Annotated in this window: 18 protein-coding genes and 1 other RNA gene; all 19 read left to right on the top strand. The window is 38.0% G+C overall.

Translation table 11 applies throughout. The annotated features are described in order from the left end of the window. The first annotated feature begins 652 nt into the window (after positions 1-652). The 19 genes from ettA to BBBE_RS04635 all read left to right on the top strand — a co-directional run bounded on the left by ettA (position 653) and on the right by BBBE_RS04635 (position 26,003). Positions 653-2,302 (top strand): energy-dependent translational throttle protein EttA, encoded by a 1,650-nt coding sequence (gene ettA / locus BBBE_RS04730; protein ID WP_010701416.1) that lies wholly within the window; start codon positions 653-655, stop codon positions 2,300-2,302. Positions 2,303-4,786: 2,484 nt separating this feature from the next. After that, an RNA gene (gene rnpB / locus BBBE_RS07145) (RNase P RNA component class A) lies at positions 4,787-5,177 on the top strand. Positions 5,178-5,416: 239 nt separating this feature from the next. Next, positions 5,417-6,415 carry a 16S rRNA (cytosine(1402)-N(4))-methyltransferase RsmH gene (gene rsmH / locus BBBE_RS04715; RefSeq protein ID WP_420806248.1) on the top strand — a complete coding sequence of 333 codons (999 nt, stop codon included), beginning with the start codon at positions 5,417-5,419 and terminating at the stop codon, positions 6,413-6,415. Next, positions 6,412-6,816 carry a cell division protein FtsL gene (gene ftsL, locus BBBE_RS04710; RefSeq protein WP_010701414.1) on the top strand — a complete coding sequence of 135 codons (405 nt, stop codon included), beginning with the start codon at positions 6,412-6,414 and terminating at the stop codon, positions 6,814-6,816. Before rsmH ends, ftsL begins: the two co-directional genes overlap by 4 nt. After that, a complete protein-coding gene (locus BBBE_RS04705) occupies positions 6,816-8,567 on the top strand; it encodes a peptidoglycan D,D-transpeptidase FtsI family protein (RefSeq protein ID WP_010701413.1) in 1,752 nt (583 codons plus the stop codon). Before ftsL ends, BBBE_RS04705 begins: the two co-directional genes overlap by 1 nt. A gap of 17 nt (positions 8,568-8,584) precedes the next feature. Then, the gene (locus tag BBBE_RS04700) at positions 8,585-10,036 is read left to right on the top strand and encodes a UDP-N-acetylmuramoyl-L-alanyl-D-glutamate--2,6-diaminopimelate ligase (protein ID WP_010701412.1); all 1,452 of its coding nucleotides are present in this window, start codon (positions 8,585-8,587) and stop codon (positions 10,034-10,036) included. Further along, positions 10,033-11,454 carry a UDP-N-acetylmuramoyl-tripeptide--D-alanyl-D-alanine ligase gene (locus BBBE_RS04695; RefSeq protein WP_010701411.1) on the top strand — a complete coding sequence of 474 codons (1,422 nt, stop codon included), beginning with the start codon at positions 10,033-10,035 and terminating at the stop codon, positions 11,452-11,454. Before BBBE_RS04700 ends, BBBE_RS04695 begins: the two co-directional genes overlap by 4 nt. Before the next feature lie 21 nt (positions 11,455-11,475). Next, complete coding sequence (mraY, locus tag BBBE_RS04690) at positions 11,476-12,546, top strand: phospho-N-acetylmuramoyl-pentapeptide-transferase (RefSeq protein WP_010701410.1); 1,071 nt, start codon at positions 11,476-11,478, stop codon at positions 12,544-12,546. A 4-nt stretch (positions 12,547-12,550) separates the two neighbouring features. Further along, the gene (gene murD, locus BBBE_RS04685; RefSeq protein WP_010701409.1) at positions 12,551-13,957 is read left to right on the top strand and encodes a UDP-N-acetylmuramoyl-L-alanine--D-glutamate ligase; all 1,407 of its coding nucleotides are present in this window, start codon (positions 12,551-12,553) and stop codon (positions 13,955-13,957) included. A 125-nt stretch (positions 13,958-14,082) separates the two neighbouring features. Then, a complete protein-coding gene (locus BBBE_RS04680; RefSeq protein WP_010701408.1) occupies positions 14,083-15,222 on the top strand; it encodes an FtsW/RodA/SpoVE family cell cycle protein in 1,140 nt (379 codons plus the stop codon). Positions 15,223-15,233: 11 nt separating this feature from the next. After that, positions 15,234-16,373 carry an undecaprenyldiphospho-muramoylpentapeptide beta-N-acetylglucosaminyltransferase gene (murG, locus tag BBBE_RS04675; RefSeq protein ID WP_010701407.1) on the top strand — a complete coding sequence of 380 codons (1,140 nt, stop codon included), beginning with the start codon at positions 15,234-15,236 and terminating at the stop codon, positions 16,371-16,373. Continuing rightward, positions 16,357-17,784 carry a UDP-N-acetylmuramate--L-alanine ligase gene (murC, locus tag BBBE_RS04670; protein ID WP_010701406.1) on the top strand — a complete coding sequence of 476 codons (1,428 nt, stop codon included), beginning with the start codon at positions 16,357-16,359 and terminating at the stop codon, positions 17,782-17,784. The genes murG and murC overlap by 17 nt, the downstream gene beginning before the upstream one ends. Further along, the gene (gene murB / locus BBBE_RS04665) at positions 17,762-18,739 is read left to right on the top strand and encodes a UDP-N-acetylmuramate dehydrogenase (protein ID WP_010701405.1); all 978 of its coding nucleotides are present in this window, start codon (positions 17,762-17,764) and stop codon (positions 18,737-18,739) included. Before murC ends, murB begins: the two co-directional genes overlap by 23 nt. A gap of 227 nt (positions 18,740-18,966) precedes the next feature. Then, positions 18,967-19,887: a D-alanine--D-alanine ligase gene (locus BBBE_RS04660; protein WP_010701404.1), complete on the top strand. Its 921-nt coding sequence runs from the start codon at positions 18,967-18,969 to the stop codon at positions 19,885-19,887. Continuing rightward, positions 19,854-20,771, top strand: a complete 918-nt coding sequence (locus BBBE_RS04655; RefSeq protein WP_244428346.1) for a cell division protein FtsQ/DivIB — start codon at positions 19,854-19,856, stop codon at positions 20,769-20,771. The genes BBBE_RS04660 and BBBE_RS04655 overlap by 34 nt, the downstream gene beginning before the upstream one ends. Next, the gene (ftsA, locus tag BBBE_RS04650) at positions 20,771-22,069 is read left to right on the top strand and encodes a cell division protein FtsA (protein ID WP_010701402.1); all 1,299 of its coding nucleotides are present in this window, start codon (positions 20,771-20,773) and stop codon (positions 22,067-22,069) included. The genes BBBE_RS04655 and ftsA overlap by 1 nt, the downstream gene beginning before the upstream one ends. A gap of 63 nt (positions 22,070-22,132) precedes the next feature. Continuing rightward, complete coding sequence (gene ftsZ, locus BBBE_RS04645; RefSeq protein ID WP_010701401.1) at positions 22,133-23,878, top strand: cell division protein FtsZ; 1,746 nt, start codon at positions 22,133-22,135, stop codon at positions 23,876-23,878. Positions 23,879-24,074: 196 nt separating this feature from the next. Further along, positions 24,075-24,947, top strand: a complete 873-nt coding sequence (gene lpxC / locus BBBE_RS04640) for a UDP-3-O-acyl-N-acetylglucosamine deacetylase (RefSeq protein WP_010701400.1) — start codon at positions 24,075-24,077, stop codon at positions 24,945-24,947. Positions 24,948-25,109: 162 nt separating this feature from the next. After that, positions 25,110-26,003: an outer membrane protein assembly factor BamD gene (locus tag BBBE_RS04635; protein ID WP_022708686.1), complete on the top strand. Its 894-nt coding sequence runs from the start codon at positions 25,110-25,112 to the stop codon at positions 26,001-26,003.

Raw genomic sequence — 26,003 nt, 5'->3', positions numbered from 1 at the left:
TTTGTGCTATTTTAAGATTTAAGCCAAAAGAGATGAATAGATCAGTTGTTACGATAATTTTTATAATTTTGTGCTAATTTATAACTATGGATCAATATAAGCAGTACACTATTTAACAATAGTCTATGTGTTGGTGCAAAGCTTTGATGATAATAGGACTGGCAGCATTAGATTCTATAAAGATGTTCTCGTTTTTTATGCAATTTTAATCACATAAAATGACCATAGTAGGATTATTATGTTTTGGTGACATCAAAATAATGAAAAGGGGTAGAGGAGGGTGGTGTGATGTAAAATCTTAAGGTGGGAAAATGGTGCAAAATTGGCTTTGCTTGTGATGTTTGTTGCGCTAATAGATTGGTTTAATATGATAAAAGCATAGCTTTGTATCTGGCATTGGAAAAGAGGGGAGATAGCTCACAGCATAATTTAAATATAATTTAAGAATATTTGCTTTTTGTGCTTTGGAGTAGTGTTTTTCTGCATTTAGGATATGGAGTGGGGCTTGTGAGATTAGAAAAAATGTATCAATATAAAGTGTAAAGCTGTTAAAACATTATTTAAGTGTTGCTAATTGTGAAACTTAAGAAAAGCGAAAATAATACTTTCGAAATTCTCACTTTTAATCTTGCATAATATCAAAGAGAAATTCATGGCACGTCAATTTATCTATCATATGGCTGGGGTCAATAAGATTTACGGTAATAAGAAAATTTTGGAAAATATTCATTTATCTTTTTATCCAGATGCTAAGATTGGTATTTTAGGGCCGAATGGTGCAGGTAAGTCGACGATTTTACGTATTATGAGTGGGTTAGATAAGGAATATACAGGAGAAGCATGGCTTGCTGAAGGAGCACGTTGTGGTTATCTCCCACAAGAACCTGTTCTTGATCCAAGTAAGGATGTGAGGGGTAATGTGATGGAAGGGATTGCAGATAAGCAGGCAATTTTAGATCGCTATAATGAACTGATGATGAATTACAGTGATGAAACAGCCGATGAGAGTGCTAAACTTCAAGATATTATTGATAGCCAGAATCTTTGGGATTTAGACAATCAAGTAGAAATGGCTATGGCCGCTCTTAGTTGCCCGCCGGGGGAAGAGGATGTAACAAAACTTTCAGGTGGTGAAAGGCGGCGTGTTGCGCTTTGTAAATTGCTTTTGTCAAAACCTGATTTATTGCTTCTAGATGAACCGACAAACCATTTAGATGCTGAAACTACAGCTTGGCTTGAAAGACATTTACGTGAATATCCAGGTGCAGTACTTCTGATTACGCATGACCGTTATTTTCTCGATAATGTAACGGGTTGGATATTAGAATTAGATCGCGGTAAAGGTATCCCTTATGAAGGAAATTATTCTGCTTATTTGAGTGCTAAAGCTAAACGTATGGCACAAGAGGGCCGTGAAGAAGCTGCTCGTCAACGTGCATTGGCACGTGAAAAGGAATGGATAGCTTCTAGTCCGAAGGCACGTCAAACAAAATCAAAAGCTCGTATCAGGGCTTATGATGAATTAGTTCAGGCTGCGCGTGAACGCCGTCCTGGGGATGCGCAAATTATTATACCAGTTGGCGAAAGATTGGGACAGGTTGTGATTGAAGTTGATAATTTGTCAAAAGCATATGGTGATCGTACATTAATCAATTCTCTTTCTTTCAAGCTTCCTGCCGGTGGAATTGTGGGGGTTATTGGTGCTAATGGTGCGGGGAAGTCTACTTTATTTAAAATGTTAACAGGACAGGAACAGCCGGATTCAGGTACAGTACGTATTGGAGAAACGGTTCAGATGAGCTATATTGATCAGAATCGTGATACATTAGCAGGAAATAAGACTGTTTGGGAGGAAATCTCTGGTGGAGATGACATTATTAAGTTAGGCAAATATGAGATGAATAGCCGTGCTTATTGTGGTGCATTTAACTTTAAAGGCGCAGATCAGCAACAAAAGGTGGTGAATTTATCGGGAGGGCAGCGCAACCGTGTTCATTTAGCTAAACTTTTAAAAAGTGGAGGCAATGTTCTTCTTCTTGACGAACCTACAAACGATCTTGATACAGAAACATTAGGTGCGTTAGAAGATGCGCTGGAGAATTTTGCTGGTTGTGCAGTTGTGATATCACATGATCGTATGTTTCTTGATCGGTTGGCTACCCATATTTTAGCGTTTGAAGGTAATGGTCATGTGGAATGGTTTGAAGGCAATTTTGCTGAATATGAGGCTGATAAACTTCGTCGCCTTGGTCCAGATGCTATCAATCTTAGACGTGTCAATTATAAACCTCTCACCCGTTAACACAGCATTTCTTATATGAGCATTTATACTCCTAATTTATCAGTATAATAGTTTTTAGAAAATGTCTAAGACTTGTGCTTTCCATTTTGAGCAATATAGGTACTTGAGCTAATAGAGCGGGGTATTAAGGATTTTGATTGTAATAAGTTTCTTAATTAATTGATAAAATTTGCCCGTTTATTAGGATGTGATCCATAAAAACTATTTGTTATTTTAAAACTTTTGTCGCAATAAATTGTTTCCCGTAATTTTATATTAAAGATTAAGATTTTTAAGAAGAATTTAATTAACACATTTTGGAGTAAAACTGCTTCAAATTGGATCGTTTTAAATGTTTTTTGCCTAAATTTTTCCATTTTTGCAAAGCTTATGGTTATTTTTTTGCTCTTTTTTAGGTGAGATGATAAGAATTTCTTGTTGTTTAAAATATTTTATTTCATAATGAAGTCATTGCATTAGCGATTATAATGGTTGATGTAATAAGGCAATCAGGGAACCTCTCCCCCCTCCCCCGCGTGGATCCCTAGATTGTCTGACCCGACTGAAGAGTTCTTCAGTCGGGTTTTATTTTTATTTTAAGTTAAATTTGCATTCAGCATTACATTAGTACATCTATCATTTTAGAAAATTTACATAGCCACTGTAGTGCGGTGTTTGATACAGAAATGTTGAAAATATTTTTATTTATAGATATTTGTGTATTATTTTTAAAATGATACAATTGTTTTAAGTTAAAAAGTGAATATATGAATAATGCAATTATAGTGCATTATAGTTAGAATCAAAGATGATAAAATTTCATTGGTATTGTCTTTTTATTTTCATTTTGTTTTTATTATTCGTCGTGGTAACTAGTTTTTTTGTTTATCAATTTGTATTTAGTAAATCCAATTCTTCGCACCAGGTGGACTAGAAGGGTGGCAGCGTCTTTGCTGGATGTTTTAATGAATGTTTTAAAGATAAGTCTTCATCAAGAAAGAAACGTTGTAAGCAGGTACGTCAAGATGCGATTGTTTCTACCCTTGCGAGTGGTCAGAGTGATAAATAGGCGCAATAATTTGGAAAAATTTCAACTGCAGCTGCATTAGAAATAATTTCTCGTCTTCCTGTCGTTGATGTTGGTTTATTTATAATGATTGAAGAATAATACGTTTGAAGCTTGTGTTTAGAGTGCTTTATTGCATTCTTTTTCAGAATATAAAAAAGCGTGGGAAAAATATATCCCAAATTATTTGTCATGCATTGTCGGGGATGAATGATAGGTAAACTGCTAAAATGTTTTTTATAAAATTTTAGTTGTTTATCCATTTTAGCTGCATGAGGGTAGTGTATTGTATAAATGTAAGTGAAAATGTTTATTAAGGATGGTGTCAGCAATATAAATTGCTTATTAATCGGTATTGAAATTATCAATGTTGGTTTTTAGTAAAATTATTTGGAAAATAGATAGAATCTGGTCATCAAATTGTGCTTGAAAACATTTACAATATACGATCGAAAACTGACTTATTAATGTATTTTAAGTATAGTTTTTATAAGGGAATTGGCTCTGGAGAACAGTTTATCGCGTGAGCTTTTGCTGATTGATGTTGGCTTTAAGTAAAATGATGATCCTCTCTAAGGATGTTATATAATTAATGAAAAGAGTATTCGTTAGAAACGTTCCTAAGTATATATTGGTATTTTATGATAGCAGATTTGGTAATGATGGAGTTTTTGATATCTGTAAGCAATAAGTGGTGGAATTTTTTAGCATTATTTCCGTTTGCATAGAATTTTATTGTAGATCTATCCGATAAATATGTTGCCTCACTTTTTTAGTTCTTTTCTAGATGAAATACACTTTAAAACTTTATAATTGTGATTAAGCGTATTTTAATGAAAAGAGAAAGAATGCAATTTTCAAAAATCTTCTTAAATGCGCTATTTGTTGTATTTTTGTGTTTTGTACGAAAAGTATCTATACTGATATTGAAAGTTTAAGCTTAAATAGTAGTTCAATGGTTAGTTATTTCTTTTAAGGTATTTGTTCGTTTTTATGAAGTTTTAATTCAAAATGTTGCAATTCAATATAAGGTTCCGGTTAATTGGGTATAGGTTGTTGTTAGTATTAAAAGTAATGACAATACGCGTACAAAAAAATTTTTTTGTACAGTAAATTTACCAGTGAGGAATAGTTTCAATAGCTGTGTATAAAAAGCTTTATCATGCTTAAAGCAGTTTTGAATACAGTATACGTTATTTGATACCAACACGCAAATTAAGTAGTAACAGTAGCTGTGCAATTTTTAAATATAATGCCAATCATGCTGCGAAAATGAGGTCTATTTTAGTTCAAAATATTACTCAAAAGTTATACAGTCTATTTTTGGCATCAGTAAAATAATTTTACATTTTAATGGTAATAAATGATTTTAGTAGGATATGTAAAATATTTTTAAGGGCTATTTTCACTTTGTGAAAAATGTTTTATAAATTATTGGGTCAGTCGGCTGGGCAGCCGCGCTTGTCTAGTGTTAAAAAATGGCAGGTGAGGAAAGTCCGGGCTCCATGGAAAAACGGTGCCGGGTAACACCCGGCGGGGGTGACCCTAGGGAAAGTGCCACAGAAAGTAAACCGCCTATTTTTATAGGTAAGGGTGAAAGGGTGGGGTAAGAGCCCACCGCGCACTCAGTAATGAGTGTGGCAAGGTAAACCCCACCGGGAGCAAGACCGAATAGAAATGACGCGCAAGGCTTAACTTGCAGCCAGTTTCCAGGTGAGTCATTTGGGTAGGTTGCACGAGGCGGATGGTAACATCCGTCCCAGATGAATGGTTGCCATGTAGAGTGTAAACTTTACCATACAGAACCCGGCTTACAGGCCGACTGATATTTTTGTGTATAATGTTGATATCAGTTTTCAGAGAAATTTGTGTTTTAATTGCACACTTAAAAATGTTTTTTTAAATTATAACATTTCTTTAAATATAATAAATTAATGTGTGCATTAGGATAACTTTAACTTCATTTTCTTTTGTCGAGATAAGTGTGAGAGTTAAAGTTGTGGTTATGATGACATCATTTGCCATTGATGGTTATTGATGTGGAAAAATATAAATCAAGATGGGTTATTTTGACAGGGCAGGGTAACAAAACTGAACGCCATATTCCAGTATTGTTGCAGCCAGTTTTAGCTGCGCTTACACCATTAGCTGGGGCAAAAGTAATTGATGGCACCTTTGGTGCTGGTGGTTATACGCGCGCTTTGCTTGCTGCAGGTGCAGATGTTATTGCTCTTGATCGTGATCCTCAGGCAATCCGTGAGGGACAATCACTTGTCGATCAATTTTTTCCACGTCTTCGTTTGGTGCAAACGGAGTTTTCACGCTTAGATTGTATAGTTGAAGAAAAGGTGGATGCGATTATTCTTGATATTGGTGTATCTTCAATGCAGCTGGATGAAGCTGAACGAGGATTTTCTTTTCAAAAAGATGGTCCGCTAGATATGCGAATGGCACAGACTGGTTTTACAGCAAGTGATGTTATTAATTGTTTAAGAGTCAATGAGCTGTCACGTATATTTAAGATATTAGGTGAAGAACGTCATGCGGATCGAATTGCACGAATGATTGAAAAGCGTCGTTGTATTCGTCCTTTTTTGCGTACATGTGATCTTGCCAATGCTGTTGAGGTTTTAGTGGGTCGTAAACCAGATGATCGTGTTCATCCTGCAACACGGGTATTTCAGGCGCTTCGTATTTACGTTAATGATGAGCTTGGTGAACTCGCACGAGGTTTATTTGCTGCTGAAAAAATTTTGAAAGCAGGGGGGCGTTTAGGAGTTGTTAGTTTTCATTCCCTTGAGGATCGCATAGTAAAAAGATTTTTTTCTGCTCGTTCAGGAGAGAGGGGGAGATCACGTTATCTTCCTGAAAAACAATCTAGTCCAGTAACATTTTTGCCTTTGTTTAAAGGTGTGAAAACTGCAAATGAGGAAGAATTACAAAAAAATCCTCGTGCACGTTCTGCAAAGTTACGTGTAGGCGTACGTACTCAAGAAGATGCCATTGAAACGGATATAGAATTGTTTAGTTTGGCAGAAATTACCAGTTTTAAAGGTAGTAAGAAATGACAGTTTTTCGTACACTGGATATAGTTTTAGTGACTATTATGATTTGTATGGCAGCTATTACTTATAGGGTAAAATATGATGTTCAAAAACAAATTAGCGAAGTGTACCGTCTTGAACGGGAAATTACAGCAGAAAAAAATATGGTAAGGCTTTTGCATGCTGAGTGGGCTACGATGATAGAACCATTACGTATGCAAAGACTTGCAGAATATTATCAAAAAGAATTAGGCTTGAAAATAATACAACCTCGTCAGATTGTAGAATTGAAAGATATTCCGATACGTTTATATGATCAAATTGATGAATTGATTAAGAAGAATACCTTTGAAGGAGATAAGGCTTTTCTTGCTAAAAATCATATTTCTCAGAATGGTGATGTTATTCAAAAGGGTGTGCAGTAATGCGATTATTGCTCCTGTTTTCGCGGAAAAAGAAATATTTAAATGACCAATTAAGTAATCCAGATCTGCCTATTTATCGCCCATATTTTAGCCGTTCACGATTGATTTTTTCTCTACTGAGTTTTCTTATTCTGTACGGCATTATGGGGAAATGTCTTATTTCTTATGGGTTTCAAGGTGGACAGATTGAAGAAGCAAAAGGGCCAAGAACAGTACAACTGGCAGCTCGTCCTGATATTATTGATCGTAATGGGCGTTTATTGGCGACAGATATTGAAACTTACTCACTTTTTGCTGAACCACGCCGCATTATTGATATAGATGAAACAATTGAATTGATTTCAACAGTTTTACCTCAGCTCAATTGGCAAGAAACTTATAAACGTTTGAAAAAAAAATCCCGTTTTTCTTGGGTTCAACGTGGGTTAACTCCAACGCAAAAAGCGCAAATTATGGCACTTGGTATTCCAGGTATTGGTTTTCGTACTGAAATACGTCGTTTTTATCCAGATGGGCCTATAGCTTCGCATATTCTTGGTATGGTTAATGTTGATAATCAAGGCATAGCAGGCATAGAAAAATATATCGATGATACGGGTTTGAGTGTTCTTCGAAATGCTGGTCTTGCAACTGAAGCATTATTAAAGCCAGTTCAGCTTTCGATTGATATACGTATTCAGGCAATTGTGCGTGATGAGCTTATGAAGGGAATGAAGCGCTATAAAGCACTTGCTGCAGGGGCTGTTATTTTGAACATCCATACTGGTGAAGTTGTTGCTATGGTATCTGTGCCTGATTTTGATCCTAGGAATCCTATTGATGCTCTTAAAGGTGACCGCCTCAACCGGATGACAGCTGGAACTTTTGAAATGGGATCAATTATCAAAAGCTTTACTACTGCGATGGCACTTGATTCAGAGGTTTTTCATTTAAATAGTATCATTGATGCTTCAAAACCAATTCAAGTAGGTCACGGCCGTTTTATTCGTGATTTTCATGGAAAAAATCGTTTATTAAAACTATGGGAGGTGTTTATTTATTCTTCTAATATTGGCTCTGCTCGAGAAGCATTAGAAATAGGAGTTGATGGACATCGTGATTTTTTAAAAAAACTTGGTTTACTTGATCGTATGGAAATAGAATTACCTGAGGTTGCTACCCCTGTTTTGCCACGTCGTTGGCGGGATATAGATTCTATGACGATTTCCTTTGGTCATGGTATGGCAACAACACCATTACAAACAGCGGTGGGGACGGCTGCGTTAATGAATGGTGGCTTGTTGATTGAACCCACATTTTTAAAGCGGACTGAGGAGAAAGCTTTGCAACATGCTAAACAAGTATTGCATCCTCAAACTAGCCAGAATATGCGCTACCTTTATAAGTTAAATAGTACTATTGGTTCTGGGCGTAATGCAAAGGTGGAAGGTTATCGTGTTGGCGGGAAGACAGGAACAGCTGAAAAAGTTGAAAATGGAAAATATTCTAAGATGAAGAATTTCAACAGTTTTCTTGCTGCTTTCCCTATGGATAATCCTTCTTATGTTGTTTTAACAATTGTTGATGAACCTCAACCTGAAGATGGCAAACATTCAGCAGTAGCAGCACTGAATGCAGCACCGATGCTTGCGAATATTATTCGCCGTTCAGCTAGTTTTCTTGGAATAAAATCGGATTTTAAAAAAGAATATGAGATGGCTTTAAGTGCAAGTGATAATGCTAAATTATCTAAGACAACAGTAAAAAATTAACATAAAGATAAGCGATCATGTTTCTTGGCACATTATTTACAGAATGTATTGAAGATAATTGTCTTTCCTCAATTGAAATTACGGGAATAAGTTCAGATTCTCGACAAGTGTTGCCTGGCTATGTTTTTGTGGCTCTTCAAGGAAATAAAGGTGATGGCAGGCAATATGTGAATGATGCTATAAAGCGTGGTGCACGGGTAATAGTTACAAATTATGATTGTATTCTTGAGGAGTTATGTGTTCCAGTTTTGCGTGTTGTAGATGTACGCCATAGTTTAGCCATTGCAGCTGCACGTTTTTATGGTGCTCAGCCTGAAATTGTGACAGCTGTTACAGGAACAAGCGGTAAAACATCGGTTGTGTCTTTTGTTAGGCAAATTTGGAAGCATGTTGGGCTTTGTGCAGCTAGCATAGGGACAGTTGGTGTTGTTTCACCTAAGCGTAATGATTATGGCTCCCTAACGACACCTGATCCGGTAATGTTACAGCGTTTGTTATCTGAAATTGCTGGTGAAGGTGTTACACATGCGGCACTTGAAGCTTCTTCGCATGGTCTTGATCAGGGTCGACTTGATGGAGTGCGTTTAGCAGCTGCAGCTTTCACCAATTTAGGGCGTGATCATATGGATTATCACACGTGTATGGAAGATTATCTGCGTGCTAAAATGAGATTGTTTGATACGCTTTTACCATGTGATGCACCCGCTATTATTTTTGCAGATGATGTTTATTCACAAAAGGTGATTGATCATGTTACCCGAACAGGGCGTTCAGTATTAACGGTTGGACGTAAGGGGAAGTTTATTACAATTAATCGTATTGAGCATCAGCGTTTGAGACAATGTGTTGAGTGTCGTATGGGAAACGATATTTACACATTCGATTTACCTCTTGCAGGGGAATTTCAAGTGACTAATGCACTTATAGCTGCAGGTTTAGCAATTGCGACAAATGTACCTGCGGATAGTGTTTTTCGCTCTTTGAAAAAATTACAAGGAGCACCTGGCCGATTAGAATTAGTTGGAAATACGAAGGATAATGCATTTGTTTACGTGGATTATGCTCATAAACCAGAGGCTTTAGAGCAGGTATTACTTTGTGTTCGCCCCTTTACATTGGGGCGTTTGATTCTTGTTTTTGGTTGTGGGGGTGATCGTGATCAAGGTAAAAGACCTTTGATGGGAAAAATTGCAGTAAGCAAAGCTGATATTGTTATTGTTACTGATGATAATCCTCGTACTGAAGATCCTGCAAAAATTCGAAAAGATATTTTGCAGGCGGCATCAGGAGCAATGGAAATAGCGGATCGTGGTGAAGCTATTGATTATGCAGTGAAATTACTTAAATCTGGAGATACATTAATTATTGCTGGAAAAGGTCATGAAAATGGTCAAATTATAGGAAAGACAACGTATCCTTTTTCAGATCATTTGAGAGCAGTTTCTGCTTTGAAAGAACGAAATAGATGACAGTTTTATGGGATAGACAGACACTTCTTTCTGTTATGAATGGTTTATCAATTGGGTGTTTGCCAGAAACTTTTTCTGGGATTTCTATTGATAGTAGATCTCTTATAGAGGGCGATATTTTTTTCTGTATTAAAGGTAATAGTTTAGACGGTCATGATTTTGCTGCACAAGCTTATGCAAAAGGTGCTGGAGTTCTTGTAGTTGCGCAAAATCGTTTGGCTGAAATGAAAAAGTTAGCTGCTCCATTGATTGTGGTTCCCGATGTTTTAAAAGCGTTAGAAAAACTTGCACAAGCAGCACGTGAGCGTTCAAAAGCTAAAATTATAGCTGTCACAGGTTCTGTTGGAAAAACAACAACAAAAGAAGCTCTTAAACAAGCACTTGAAACTGTTGGAAGGGTTTATGCCAATCTTGGTTCTTTTAACAATTGTTGGGGTGTTCCCCTAACTTTGGCGCGTATGCCTGCAGATAGTGATTATGGTATATTTGAAATTGGTATGAATCATAAGGATGAAATTCGTCCTTTAGTAAAATTGGTTCGTCCGCATGTAGCTTTGATTACTCATATTGCTGCTGGACATATAGGTTTTTTTAAAAATCTTGAAGAAATTGCAGATGCAAAAGCTGAAATTTTTGAAGGACTGGGCGATGAAAGTGTAGCTCTTTTAAACGCGGACAGTCATTTTTTTTCTCGTTTGGTTCAAAAAGCAGAACAATGTGGTGTAAAAAAAATCTTGAGTTTTGGGGAATCAACAGGTGCTGATTATCAAGCAAAAGAGATTCATCTTTTAACAGATTGTTCTTATATGACCATGCATTTTTCTGATCAAGATATGACGATTAAAATTGGCGCTCCTGGGCGACATATTGCACAAAATATTTTAGGTGTTCTAGGAACTTGTGATGTGGTTGGTGCTGATTTAGCACGTGTTTCACTTGCTTTGAGTTGTTTTTCTCTTCCAAAAGGCAGAGGTAACCGCTATAGATTATCTTTACCGAAAGGAGGAGAATTTCATTTAATTGATGAAAGTTATAATGCTAATCCTGCTTCTATGTGTGCTGCCCTTGATCTTCTTGCTGCGGGACCAGTCGGCACCTGTGGTCGGAAAATAGCAGTTCTGGGTGATATGCTTGAGTTAGGAGTTTATAGTGAAAAGCTTCATTGTGATTTGGTGAAACCAATATGCATTTCTGGTGCCAATCCGGTTTTTTTAGTTGGAAAAGCGATGAAATTTTTGGCTAATGAGCTTTCTACTTATGTCAAAGTTCATTACTTTGAGCATGTTGAGGAACTTTTACCGCTTATTTTAAAAGAAATTTCAGAAGGTGATCTTATTATGATTAAATCATCTCATAGTGTTGGTTTATCGCGTATTGTAATTGCTCTTCTTGATCACTATAAAAAAGTGTCTTTATAATTTTAGCAGGTTTTTTGCACTATGATTTTGTTGCTTTCTTCGTTGAGTGATTGGCTTCCAGGAGTTAATGTTTTTCGTTATATTACTTTCCGTACTGTGCTAGCTATGCTGACATCAGGTTTAATTGTTTTTTTGTTTGGTCCTAGCATTATTGCCTCTCTTAAAGTGCGGCAAGGAAGGGGGCAACCAATTCGAGCTGATGGTCCTCAAACCCATTTTAAAAAAGCTGGAACACCTACTATGGGTGGATTAATGATTTTGAGCGGCATTGTGGTGTCGGCGCTTTTATGGTGTAATTTATCGAATATTTATCTTTGGGTATCATTATTAGTTATGCTTTCTTTTGGGATGATTGGTTTTTATGATGATTATCTGAAAGTGACAAAGCAAACAGACAAAGGGTTTTCTGGTAAAGCACGGTTGGGTTTAGAGTTTTTGATTGCGACAATTGCTTCTTTAATTATTGTAAAGGCCAGTTCACCAGGATTGGCTTTACCTTTTGTAAAAGACTATTTTATTAATTTAGGCTGGTTTTTCATTCCTTTTACTGCTTGTGTTATAGTAGGGACCGGTAATGCAGTTAATTTAACGGATGGTCTTGATGGGCTTGCTATTGTTCCTGTGATGGTTGCTGCTTTATCGTTTGCGTTAATCGCTTATCTTTCTGGTAATATAAATTTTGCTGATTATTTACAAATTCACTATGTGCCTGGAACTGGAGAGTTAACCGTTTTATTAGGAACAGTTGTTGGTGCTGGCCTTGGCTTTTTATGGTTTAATGCACCTCCAGCGGCTATTTTTATGGGTGATACCGGTTCGTTGGCTCTTGGAGGGTTGTTGGGTGTTGTTGCTGTGGCGACCAAGCATGAAATTGTTTTAGCTGTTATCGGTGGGCTTTTTGTTTTAGAAACGCTGTCGGTTATCATTCAGGTAGGTTGGTTTAAATTGACAAAAAAGCGTGTATTCCTTATGGCTCCAATTCATCATCATTTTGAGAAAAAGGGGTGGACTGAAAGTCAGGTTGTGGTACGCTTTTGGATTATTTCAATTGTTTTGGCGTTGATTGGTCTTTCAACACTTAAGTTGAGATAAAATTGTGATTCCAGTTGAATGTTATAAAGGTCAAAAAGTCGCTTTATTTGGATTAGGACAGTCAGGATTAGCTACGGCGCAAGCACTGATTACTGGTGGAGCTAAAGTGATTGGGTGGGATGACAATCCTTCTAGCGTAGAAGCGGCTTGTAGAGAAAATATTCTGACAAAAGATCTTCGTTATGAGGATTGGTCAGAATTTGTTGCGCTGATTTTGGCACCTGGGATACCTTTAACTCATCCGAAACCTCATTGGACGGTCGATAAAGCACGTCAAGCAGGTATAGAAGTTATTGGTGATATTGAACTATTTGTTCGCGCACGGAACCATTTTTTACATCAACATGGTTTTTGTGATCAGGATGTTCCATTTATTGCTATTACAGGTACGAATGGTAAATCGACCACTACTACTTTGCTTGCTCATCTTTTAGATAAAATGGGTTATGATGTACAAATGGGAGGAAATATTGGAACTGCGATATTAACTCTTAAACCGTTTGTTAAAAAACGTATTTATGTTATTGAATGTTCATCGTTTCAGATTGAGCTAAGTCCTTCTCTTCAACCTACAGTTGGCATTTTGTTAAATTTAACACCTGATCACATTGACCGACATGGCAGTTTTGCTCATTATGTGCAAGTCAAAGGGCGTTTAGTTTCTAAAGCTTCTCATGCTCTTGTTTCAGTGGATGATCCCGCTTGTCAGGTTTTATATCAACGACTTATAAATGAGGGGCGTCAAGTTAAAGCAATTTCTAAAGAACGCTGTATTGATGATGGTTTTTATGCAGAAGGAACAAAACTCTTTTCTATTAGCCATGGGCAGCGTTGTTTGCTTGCGGATCTTGGTACAATAACTTCGTTACGCGGTGTCCATAATGTGCAAAATGCTCTTATGGTTTTAGCGGCATTGCAGGTGTTAAAAATTGCTGATTTGCATATAGAGAAGCATTTAGCAAGTTATATGGGGCTTGCGCATCGTATGCAGCAGGTATGCGAGATTGGATCGGTTTTGTTTATCAATGATAGTAAAGCTACTAATGCGGATGCATCAGCTTGCGCACTTGCTACTTTTGATGATATTTTTTGGATTGTTGGAGGGCAGGCAAAGGAAGGTGGAATTGCTCCTTTAAAAAGATTTTTTAATAAAATTCGTAAAGCTTATTTGATTGGTACTGCTGCGGAGGATTTTGCCTACACGATTGGTTCTGCTTTTCCTTTTTCAATGAGCTTAACTTTGGAAAATGCAGTACGTGAAGCGGCTATTGATGCAACTTATGATAAGGCAAAAGAGGCTGTAGTTTTATTTTCACCAGCTTGTGCAAGTTATGATCAATTCAAAAATTATGAAGTACGCGGAGAGACTTTTATTTCTTTGGTTAGACGGTTGAAGGAAAACGAATTATAAGAAATTTATTCTGCCATTAACGATCCAGAATCTTTTTAAGTGTAATTCAGTTTTTGAAATACTTGTCATAAAAGATAGAAATATCATATCGCTTTGAGTGAAATGATAAAAAGGATAAAGTGAAAATGATGGTTACTCGTGCAAATCAAGATCCAATTGCTAATTGGTGGTGGACGGTTGATCGCTTTATTTTTGCTGCTTGCTTAATTTTGATGGGGATTGGCGTTATGTTGTCTTTTGCTGCTAGTCCCGCTGTTGCGAAAAAAATAGGAATTGCGGATAGTTTTTATTTTGTTCGCTGGCATATCATTTTTAGTATCCTTGCGTTTTTTACTATGGTTACTATTTCTTTTTTTTCACCTCGTAATATTCGCCGTTTATGCATTCTTTTATTATTTGCGGCACTTATTCTTATGGTCGCGACTTTATTATTTGGTTCTGAATTAAAAGGAGCGCGGCGTTGGATTTCTTTGTTTGGTATTTCTTTACAAGCTTCAGAATTTATGAAACCAGCGTTTGTGGTTGTGTCAGCTTGGTTGTTTTCAGATCAAATGAAACATTATGGTAGGTTTCGCTATATTCTGTCTATTGCACTTTATGCTCTTTGTTGCACGCTTCTTGTTTTACAACCTGATATTGGTCAAACACTTTTGATTAGTGCAACATGGGGTGGTTTGTTTTTTGTTACAGGTGTACCTCTTACTATTATTTTGTTCTTTGTTATTTTAGCTGTTGTAGGAGGTTTTTTAGCTTATTTTTTTGTTCACCATGTACGCGAACGTATTAATGGTTTTTTGACAGGTGAAGGCGATACATTCCAGGTGGATGTGGGACGTGAAGCTATTTTAAATGGTGGGTGGTTTGGTCAAGGGCCAGGTGAGGGTACAATTAAACGCATTATTCCCGATAGTCATACAGATTTTGTGTTTTCTGTTGCAGCTGAAGAATATGGCATTATCTTCTGTTTATTGATTATGGCCCTTTTTGGTTTTGTCGTTATACGTTCACTTTATATAGCGTTGAATACACGTGATTCATTTACGTGTTTTGGTATTACTGGCATGGCAATAATGATTGGTCTGCAATCAGGGATTAATATGGCGGTTAATCTTCATTTAATACCTCCAAAAGGTATGACATTACCTTTTATTTCTTATGGCGGTTCATCTATGGTGGCAATTGCTATTTCGATGGGTATTTTGCTCAGTTTGACACGCCGTTGGCCAGAAACACGGTTTTCAGCTTTTCCTCCACCTATTATTTAGGATATCACCTAATGACGCATAAGAAAAAGGTTATTATTTTGGTTGCTGGTGGTACAGGTGGGCATCTTTTTCCTGCAGAGGCACTTTCTATTGAATTAAGGCAGCGTGGATACGATGTTCATTTGGCAACAGATGAAAGAGGTAAGTATTTTGTACGTCATTTTGATGAAAAGCATATTCATATTATTTCATCAGCAACATTGACACGATATCATCCTTTTACACTTATAAAAACATTTTGGCATTTGTTGAAGGGAATAGTTCAGTCGTGGGTGCTTTTTTATAAATTGCGTCCTGTTCTTGTGGGTGGATTTGGTGGTTATCCTACCTTTCCACCGGTTTTGATTGCTGCCTTAACAAGACGTGTAACATTTGTTCATGAGCAAAATGCTGTTATGGGCCGTGCTAATAGGATTTTAGCAGGTAGGGTCAATGCAATAGCAGGTGGTTTATTGTCAGCTAATGGAGTTTATGCGCATAAGACGTTTCTTACAGGTAATCCTGTTCGTGAGGCTATTTTAAAAGCGGCAGAAATTCCTTATTGTACTTCCACTGAGAAAAAGCCATTTCATTTTTTGGTTTTTGGTGGAAGCCAGGGAGCTTCTGTTTTTTCAAAAATTGTTCCTGAAGCGATTGCTTTACTTGATAATAATATCCGTAAACGTTTACGTATTATTCAGCAGGTTCGTGATGAAGTAATGGATTTGGTACAAATTTATCGCAATATGGGGGTAGAAGCAAAAGTTTCTCCTTTTTTTGATAACATGGCTGAACATATTGCTTGGTCTCATTTTATTATGTCACGTTCTGGTGCTTCAACGGTTTGTGAAATAGCTGTCATTGGGAGACCAGCTTTATTGATTCCCTATCCCCATGCTTTAGATCACGATCAAGCGGAAAATGCGGCAATGCTTGCTGCAACGGGAGCTGCTCAAATTATAGTAGAAAAGGATTTAAATGCGCAAATACTCGCTTCTCTTTTAACGAAAGCTTGTCATAAACCACACTTATTAGAAAAACAGGCGCTTGCTGCAAAAAAGGTTGGGCAACCTCATGCAACCAGAGTTCTTGCGGATATGGCTGAAGCGTTGATTGCAGGATGGTCATTATCAGATATTAGAAAGGAGCTTTTTAATGAAAATGCCATTTGATATTGGCCTTATCCACTTTATAGGTATTGGTGGTATTGGTATGAGTGGAATTGCTGAGGTTCTTTATAACCTTGGTTATAAAGTTCAAGGATCCGATCAAGCAGATAATGCAAATGTGGAGCGTTTACGGGGTAAAGGAATTAACATTCATATAGGTCATCGGGCTGAAAATTTAGGGGCTGCAAAAGTTGTTGTTATTTCCACTGCTATAAAAAACACAAATCCTGAATATATTGCTGCTAAAGAAAGGCATTTACCGGTTGTTAGGCGTGCAGAAATGTTAGCAGAGTTGATGCGTTTTCGCCGGGCAATAGCTGTTGGTGGTACACATGGCAAGACAACCACTACATCAATGGTAGCAGCGCTTCTTGATGCCAGTGATTTTGATCCGATGGTGATTAATGGTGGTATTATCAATGCTTATGGGACCAATGCGCGTATGGGGGAGGGAGATTGGATGGTGGTTGAGGCCGATGAAAGTGATGGTACATTTTTAAAATTGCCTGCTGATATTGTTGTTGTTACCAATATCGACTCTGAACACCTGAATTATTATGGTAGTTTTGATGCTGTACGTGAGGCTTTTCGACAATTTGTAGAAAATGTGCCTTTTTATGGTTTTGCCGTTATGTGTCTTGATCACCCAGAAGTTCAAACATTGGCCAGTCGTATTGATGATCGTTGGGTTGTGACTTATGGTGCTAATCCACAAGCTGATGTACGTTTTCTTAATCTTTCGATGGAAGGTCAAAAAGCGCATTTTGATGTTCTCATTCGATCCCGGAAGACAAATGAAAAAACTGAACTGAAAAATTTGGTTTTACCAATGTCAGGGCAACACAATATTTCCAATGCTACTGCGGCGATTGCTATTGCGCATGAGCTTGGTATTTCAAATGAATCTATTAGAAAAGGGTTAGAAAAATTTTGTGGGGTAAAACGGCGTTTTACACAAACGGGAAATTGGTGTGGTGTTGAGATATTTGATGATTATGGACATCATCCAGTTGAAATAAAAGCTGTTTTAAGTGCAGCTCGTGAAAGTGCAAAAGGGCGAGTTATTGCGATTGTACAACCGCATCGTTATTCACGTTTGCACGATTTATTTGACGATTTTATCACTTGTTTTAATGATGCTGATACCGTGATGATTACACCAGTTTATGCGGCTGGTGAAGAACCAATTGCTGGTTTTGGTTCTAAAGAATTGGTTGAACATATTCAAATGGCAAGCCATCGTGATGTGCGCTTGGTGAATACTTTTGAAGATATTACTTTAATTATAGCTGCATTAGCTAAGCCTGGTGATTATGTGGTTTTTCTCGGTGCAGGTAACATTACACAATGGGCTTATGCGCTGCCTAAACAATTAGCGGAACTTAATAGAAATGGTGAATTTTCAGCCAATTGATGGTGAAGCACTGTTGGCACAATTACAGCCGGCGTTAAAGAACATACGGGGTAAATTTATTCCCAATGTTGAGATGCGTAAGGTAACATGGTTTCGTACTGGTGGATTAGCGGAACTTTTTTATCAACCTTCTGATGAAGCAGATTTAGCTTTGTTTCTTCAAGTGCTACCGGAAGCTATTCCTATAACGATTGTAGGGATTGGTTCTAATCTTCTTGTGCGTGATGGGGGGATCCCTGGGGTTGTTATTCGTCTTTCAGCAAAAGGTTTTGGACAATTAGAGCAGATTTCTCCAAAACGCCTCCTGGTTGGTGCTGCTACGGCGGATAAACATTTAGCGGCAGCGGCTTTAGAGGCTGAGCTTGCTGGTTTCCATTTTTATTATGGTATTCCTGGTAATTTGGGTGGGGCATTAAAAATGAATGCGGGGGCTAATGGTATTGAAACAGCTGAACGTGTTGTTGAGGTTTATGCACTTGATCGTAAGGGTGAGCGCTATGTTTTGAGTTTGAACGATATGCATTATTCGTATCGTCATTGTAATGTTTCTGAAGAGTTTATTTTTACTGCTGCTGTGTTGGAAGGAAAGTCAGGAAATAAAGATAATATTCATGCTGCTATGAATGAAGTTGTTCTGCATCGAGAAAAAGTGCAACCTGTTCGCGAAAAAACAGGTGGCTCCACTTTTCGCAACCCTAAAGGTACATCTGCATGGCGCGTCATTGATGAAGCAGGGTGCCGTGGTTTACAGATCGGTGGTGCTCAAATGAGTAAGATGCATTGTAACTTTATGATTAACACAGGTCAGGCTACAGGCTATGATCTTGAAAAGTTGGGTGAAACTGTCCGTGCTCGGGTTTTTGCTCATTCGGCTCATTATTTAGAATGGGAAATACAGCGCATTGGTCAATTTGAACAAGACCATATCGTTCCTTCTTTTGATCAGTTTTATTGATTTATTTAAATAGCTAAAAAACTGAGTCATTTCAAAGAGATAAGAAAAATTTTCTATTAAAAATCAATAAATTAACAGAAAAGTTCTTGCTTCATGCTCGTGATTCTGATTCATTATAGAAAATGCTAGGATGTTGATTCGCAAGGATAAATCTAGTTTTTTCTTATGTATAGTATGAGTTGTTTTAGTAGAGTCTATATCTAGTATATAAAGAGGAATAAATTGTTATGAAAGATAAGCATATAGCTGTGTTGATGGGCGGATTTTCATCTGAGCGCTCTGTAAGCTTATCTTCAGGTACTGCTTGTGCTGATGCTCTTGAGAAACAGGGTTATAATGTAATTCGTGTGGATGTTGATGAACAAATTATTTCTGTTCTTGAGCAGTTACAGCCAGATATCGCTTTTAATGCATTGCATGGACCATTTGGTGAAGATGGTTGTATCCAAGGTATTCTTGAATATTTAAAAATTCCTTATACTCACTCTGGAGTTATGGCATCAGCTTTGGCAATGGATAAAGGACGTGCGAAAGTCATTGCTGCTAACGCTGGTGTGCATGTTGCTCCTTCTTATGTGATGAATCGTTTTGCTATAGGGCAAGAGCACCCTATGGAACCGCCGTATGTCATTAAACCGGTGCGTGAAGGGTCAAGTTTTGGTGTGGTGATTGTAAGTGATAATGAGACTTTGCCATTACATAATATTACGAGCGCTGCGTGGGTTTATGGAGATGAGGTGATTGTCGAAAAGTATATTCCTGGGCGTGAACTTACTTGCGCAATTTTAGGGGATGAGGCTTTGGATGTTTGTGAAATTGTGCCTGATAAACATTTTCAATTTTATGATTATGATTCAAAATATAAACCTGGAGGTTCTTTTCATATTTGTCCTGCACAACTTTCATCAAATATTTACCAAAAAGTGCAAAGAATGTCTTTAGCGGCACATCAAGCTATAGGTTGTCGAGGTGTTAGCCGTTCAGATTTTCGTTTTGTTGAAGAGACAGAGGAGCTGGTTTGGCTCGAAATTAATACGCAGCCTGGTATGACATCGGTTTCTCTTGTTCCTGATATAGCAAAAGCGAGTGGTCGTACTTACGGTGATATTGTTAAATGGATAGCGGAGGACGCGTCGTGTATGCGTTGAATGTTGATAGAATAAATGTTCTGATGGTGCAGTCAGCACCATTTTTTCCGCGTCTTTATCGTCGGTTTCGTCGGTTTATATTTCAGTTTATTGTCAATATTTATGTGCCTCGTCATTTTGGTTCTTTTGCTGTTTTGTTTTTTTTCTCTCTTTCTGCGCTTTATGGAATTTCATCTAATGGTCAGATGGATGGTATTATAAAAGCTGCGCCATTAAATTTTGGTTTTATAGTGACTGATGTCGATATGAATGGCAATAAGCGTGTAGCGAAACAAGATATTTTGAAGATTTTAGGGCTTGATGCTTATCCATCAATTATTAGTTTTGATGTTAATAAAGCGCGTTTTATTTTAGAGCAGCAAGCTTGGATTCAATCGGCTAATGTTCAGAAGATTTATCCTAATCAGGTGAGTATTTCAGTGATAGAGCGTGAACCATATGCCATTTGGCAACATGATGGGGTAATGGATATTATTGATCATACAGGATATGTGATTGCTCCATTTCAGGTGGGTTTAGTTCAGAATTTGCCTCTTGTGGTTGGTCAAGGTGCGCAAAATGCAGCAAAATTATTTATTCAAGAACTTTGGGTATATCCACAGTTGCGCAATCGTATCAGTGCTTATGTGCGTGTGGGCGATCGGCGTTGGGATATTATTCTAAATAATGGGGTGCGTATTATGCTACCTGAAAAGGGAGCTATTGAAAGCCTTTCTTCTCTTATTAAAACAGGTATGGCAGAAGATCTTTTTGCACGTGATGTTTTAAGTATTGATTTGCGTCTTTCTGATCGGATAACAGTTTCTTTATCGGATGAAGCGTTGGTGCATCATCGTGCTGTTGTGGCAGAAAAAGAGCGCGTTTTAAAGGCGGGGGGTGTATAATGTTGCTTGGGTCACATCATAACGCAGGGCGCAAAGCACGTTTTCTAACGGTTCTTGATGTTGGTTCAAGTAAGGTCGTGTGTCTTATTGCTTGTTTACATCCTTTAAAGCATACACACCATTTACATGCTCGTACACACTCTATGGAAGTTTTAGGTTTTGGTGTGCAACGTTCACGTGGTATTAAATCTGGTGTTGTGATGGATATGTATGCGGCAGAACAGTCTATACGTTTGGCTGTTGATGCGGCAGAAAAAATGGCTGGTTTGGTGGTAGATTCGGTAATTGTGAATTTTTCTTCGAGCCGGTTGAAAAGTGCTTTTATTAATGGTGTTGTGCGTTTGGGTGGGCGTAAAGTTACTACACGTGATATGCGTATGGTATTAGCAGATGTTTCGCGTAAAGCTTTTAAGGCTGAACGTCATATTATGCATTCAGTTCCAGTGTCTTATGCATTGGATGGAGATAGAGGAATTTCTGATCCTGTTGGGATGATGGGAGAGTTATTTGGTGTGGATGTACATGTTGTGACAGCGGAAACAGCACCTTTGCGTAATTTAGAAGCCTGCATTAACCGTGCTCATTTAAGTGTTGAGGCAATGGTAGCAACACCTTTTGCTAGCGGTCTTTCGGTTTTAGTCGATGATGAGGCGCGTTTAGGAGCGGCATGTATTGATTTTGGTGGTGGAACAACGACATTTTCTGTGTTTTCTGAAGGAAAATTTGTTCATGCAGATGCACTTGCAATTGGGGGGCATCATGTAACTCTCGATGTTGCTCGGGGATTATCTATGTCTATTGAAGAGGCTGAGCGTTTAAAAGTTGTATATGGCTCAATGTTTTCAGCAGATTGTGATGAGCGTAAGGTGATTAATGTGCCGGAAATTGGAAATGAGCGTCATGAAGTTCAGTATCCATGTGCTGTTCTTGGTCGTATTATTCGTGCGCGTGTTGAAGAAATATTAGAAATGATGCGTGATTGTTTGAACCGTTCAGGTTTTGGTCACATCATTGGTAAGCGTGTTATTTTAACCGGAGGAGCAAGCCAATTAACGGGTTTGCCAGAAATAGCACGTAGTATATTGGGGAGAAATGTTCGTGTAGGGCGGCCTTTAGGGATTTCCAGGCTTCCTTCCTTTGCTAAAGGGGCGGCATTTTCATCTGCTGTTGGATTGTTAATTTATCCTCAATTGGCGGGGTTTGAAGAAAAAACAGTCCAAACTGCAGTGAATTATTTATCGACAAACACGGGTGGATATTTTCAGCGTGTTGGTCAGTGGTTGCGTGAGAGTTTTTAGTAAATTTATAGGGATTAATTTTCACCGTTTTAATTTGCGGTGTTTTATGAGAAGGAAAAGAAAATGACGATTAATCTGCACCGACCAGATATCGCGGAATTGAAACCACGCATTACCGTTTTTGGTGTTGGTGGTGGTGGTGGAAATGCCGTTAATAATATGATTAACGCTGGTCTTCAAGGAGTTGATTTTGTTGTTGCCAATACAGATGCACAAGCTTTAGCTATGTCAAAGGCTGAACGTGTGATCCAGCTTGGTGCAGAAGTTACAGAAGGTTTGGGTGCTGGCGCTTTACCAGAAGTTGGACACGCAGCTGCAAATGAATGTATTGATGAAATTATGGATCATCTTGCAAATTCCCATATGGTTTTCATTACGGCAGGTATGGGTGGAGGCACTGGAACAGGAGCAGCACCTGTTGTTGCTCGTGCAGCACGTGATAAAGGTATCTTAACTGTGGGTGTTGTAACAAAGCCATTTCACTTTGAAGGTGCACGCCGTATGAAAACGGCAGAAGCTGGTATAGAAGAATTGCAAAAATGTGTTGATACATTAATTGTCATTCCTAACCAAAATCTGTTCCGTATTGCAGATGAAAAGACAACATTTGCTGACGCTTTTGCTATGGCTGATCAGGTGCTTTACTCTGGTGTTGCTTCCATTACAGACTTAATGATTAAAGAAGGATTGATTAATCTTGACTTTGCTGATGTTCGTTCTGTTATGCATGAAATGGGTCGTGCGATGATGGGAACAGGTGAGGCATCTGGTGAAGGACGTGCTTTAAAAGCTGCTGAAGCTGCTATTGCCAATCCGTTATTAGATGAAACCTCTATGTGTGGGGCTCGTGGTCTTTTGATTTCCATTACGGGGGGGCGTGATATGACTTTGTTTGAAGTAGATGAGGCTGCTAATCGTATTCGTGAAGAAGTTGATGTTGATGCGAATGTCATTTTTGGCGCCATTGATGATGATTCACTTGAAGGTCTTATTCGTGTATCGGTGGTTGCAACAGGTATTGACCGTATGGTTAACGATGTTGTGCAGCCTTCTAGCTCTAAATTTCAACGACCTGCAGTTTCAATGCGTAGGGGTGATGGTGCACCAGAACAAACTACTTCTCAACCATCACCATCGCGTTCTGAATCAATGGTGGATGCAATGGAAGCACTTGAGTTAGAAATAAATCAATCGGTTGAGGAACCATTCCGCCCTAAAAGTCAAATTTTTACGCAACCTACAGATACAATTGCTACACGAAGTACAAATACTTCTCCTTATGTGCAAAGTATGCCTCATGGGCAGATATCAAATACACCGCGTGTGCAGGTTGGTCGTGTTTCTCCACAGCCTGTAGCTGCAGCAATTAGTATGGAAGCAACCGCGCATGTTCTTGATGAAATGACTGAAATTGTAGAACAGAAGGAAAAGAAAGCGCAAATGCAGCCTCGTTCAACGTCGGCACATATTCCTGAGTTAAAAGATTTTCCTTCCATTTCTCTCGGGCAGGATGTGCATTCTGTTTCTGATCACGGGCCACGCAATCTTTGGCAGCGCCTGAAGCAGAGCTTGACATATCGTGAGGAAGCTGAGCCAGAAGCCCGATTGGAGCCTGCTGTAAGACCTTCTCAGGATAAGGAAGCTCAAACTTCTAATAAAAACAGTCAAATTTTCTCTCAAGATGCTTCTGTTTATATTCCGCGTTGTTCTACTGAATCACGCTCACGCGTATTACAAGATCAACGTACTTTGGTAAGTGAAGAGGATCAGTTGGAGATACCTGCATTTTTGCGTCGTCAAGCGCATTGATAGATAAAAGGGTAGGAAGAGAAGACTTTTTATCGTGATAAATTATAAGTAAGACATATTGAGTTTTTATATAAAATTCTATATTTTTAATAAGCCCGCTTATAATGAGCGGGTTTATTATTTTACGTAGAAATAATTTGTTGAGGATTTTGTTAAGACCTTTAAAAATCATCAAGAAAATTAAGAAGTGGTATTTATGCGTTTGGTGAAAAGGTATCAATCGACTCTTAAGAATGCAGTGACATTTAAAGGATATGGTGTGCATAGTGGGTGTCTATCTGTAGTGAGAGTTTGTCCAGCTGATGTTGGGTGTGGTATTATCTTTAGGCGTTTTGGGGAGGATGGAAAAGAACAAACTTTTCAGGCACATGTATCGCAAACAGGAAAGACTGAATTATCAACAGTGCTTGGGCATGGAGATGTAAGAGTTGAAACAATTGAACATTTGATGGCGGCAATTGCTGCTTATGATTTAGATAATCTTATCATTGAAGTATCAAGTAATGAGATACCTATTTTGGATGGTGCTTCGTGGCAGTATTGTCAACTTTTTGAAAAAGTAGGCATTGTACAGCAGGCAGTGTTGCGTCCTTATTTTATTATAAAAAAACCAATGCGAGTTGAAACAACTAAGGGGTTTGCAGAATTTTTGCCATTTGATGGGCGTCGGTTTGATGTTACAATTGATTTTGCTTCGTCTGCTATTGGCAAGCAGCAGTTAAGTTTTGATCTTACGCCCCAGGGATTTCGAGATGATTTATCACGTGCGCGTACTTTTGGTTTTGTTAAAGATGTAGAAAAATTATGGACTTCTGGAAAAGGATTAGGCGCTTCTTTAGAAAATTCTCTTATTATTGGTCTTAATAACCAAATTATTAATTCAGGTGGCCCTTATTTTGAAAATGAATTTGTTAGGCATAAAACTCTTGATGCAGTTGGTGACACTGCTTTGCTTGGTGCGCCTTTCATTGGATTATTTCGTTCACACTGTAGTGGGCATGCGCTTAATTCACAATTAGTTAAGGCTGTTTTGACAGATGAGTCGTGTTACGAGAAAAGTATTTTGTAGTCGGAATAAAAAGAATTTGAAAAATTTTACTTAAGCTTCTTTGGTTTTTAGGGGATGATTGACCTAAAACTGCTAAATTAGTTAGTGAGTTTTAAAATGATATGGCATATTTTATAAATAGCTTTTACTCCGAGATGGCATTTTCGGGAGGCTAGAAACACTATGAAAAGGTCTAATATGTATATTAAAAATGTGGCACATAGACAATCTAACATTGTACGCAAAGTATTGATTGGGATCTTAGGAGGGGGGCTGTGTTTATTAGCGGGTTGTTTAAGCAAAGATAAAGATACTTTTAATCCAGCTATGCATGTTTTAATAATGGATCCACCAGATGTATTGTATAATCAAGCACTTGCTAACCTTGATCTAGGACGGCTTGATGAGGCATTGAAGAAGTTTTCTATTATTGAAAAGCAATACGCTTATAGTGAATGGGGGCGTAAATCTTTAGTTATGGGTGCTTTTGTAAGTTATCGGCTGGGTAAGTATGATGATGCAATTAGTATGGCCCAGCGCTATATTACTCTTTATCCAAATGCAAGCGATTCTGCCTATGCTTATTATATTGTTGGTCTTTCTTCTTTTCATCAAATTCGCGATATTACACGTGACCAACGAGATACCAAACGTGCTATTGCTGCTATGCAGCTTTTAGTAGAGCGCTACCCAGAATCTGAGTATGTAAAAGATGCTAAAGATAAAATACGCTTTGGTCGAGAACAATTGGCTGGTAAAGAAATGCAGATTGGCCGTTATTATGAAGAAGGTCGGCAATATCTAGCAGCGAGCAGAAGATTTCGTGCGGTAGTTGAAGAGTATTCGGATACAAACCAGATTGAAGAAGCGCTTTTCCGTTTGACTGAAGTTAATCTTGCTCTTGGTTTAATTGCAGAAGCGCAAACAGCAGCGGCTATTTTAGGGCGCAATTATCCAGAAAGTAAATGGTATAAATTCTCTTATGATTTGTTACAGAAGAATAGTATGTCACCACAAGAGCATAAGTCTTCTTGGATTTCACGTACTTTAAGTGGTGATAAAAATGAGGCGCGTTGA

This window comes from Bartonella bovis 91-4 (assembly GCF_000384965.1).
Taxonomy (GTDB): Bacteria; Pseudomonadota; Alphaproteobacteria; order Rhizobiales; family Rhizobiaceae; genus Bartonella; species Bartonella bovis.
This window is presented reverse-complemented; position numbering and strand designations above follow the sequence as displayed.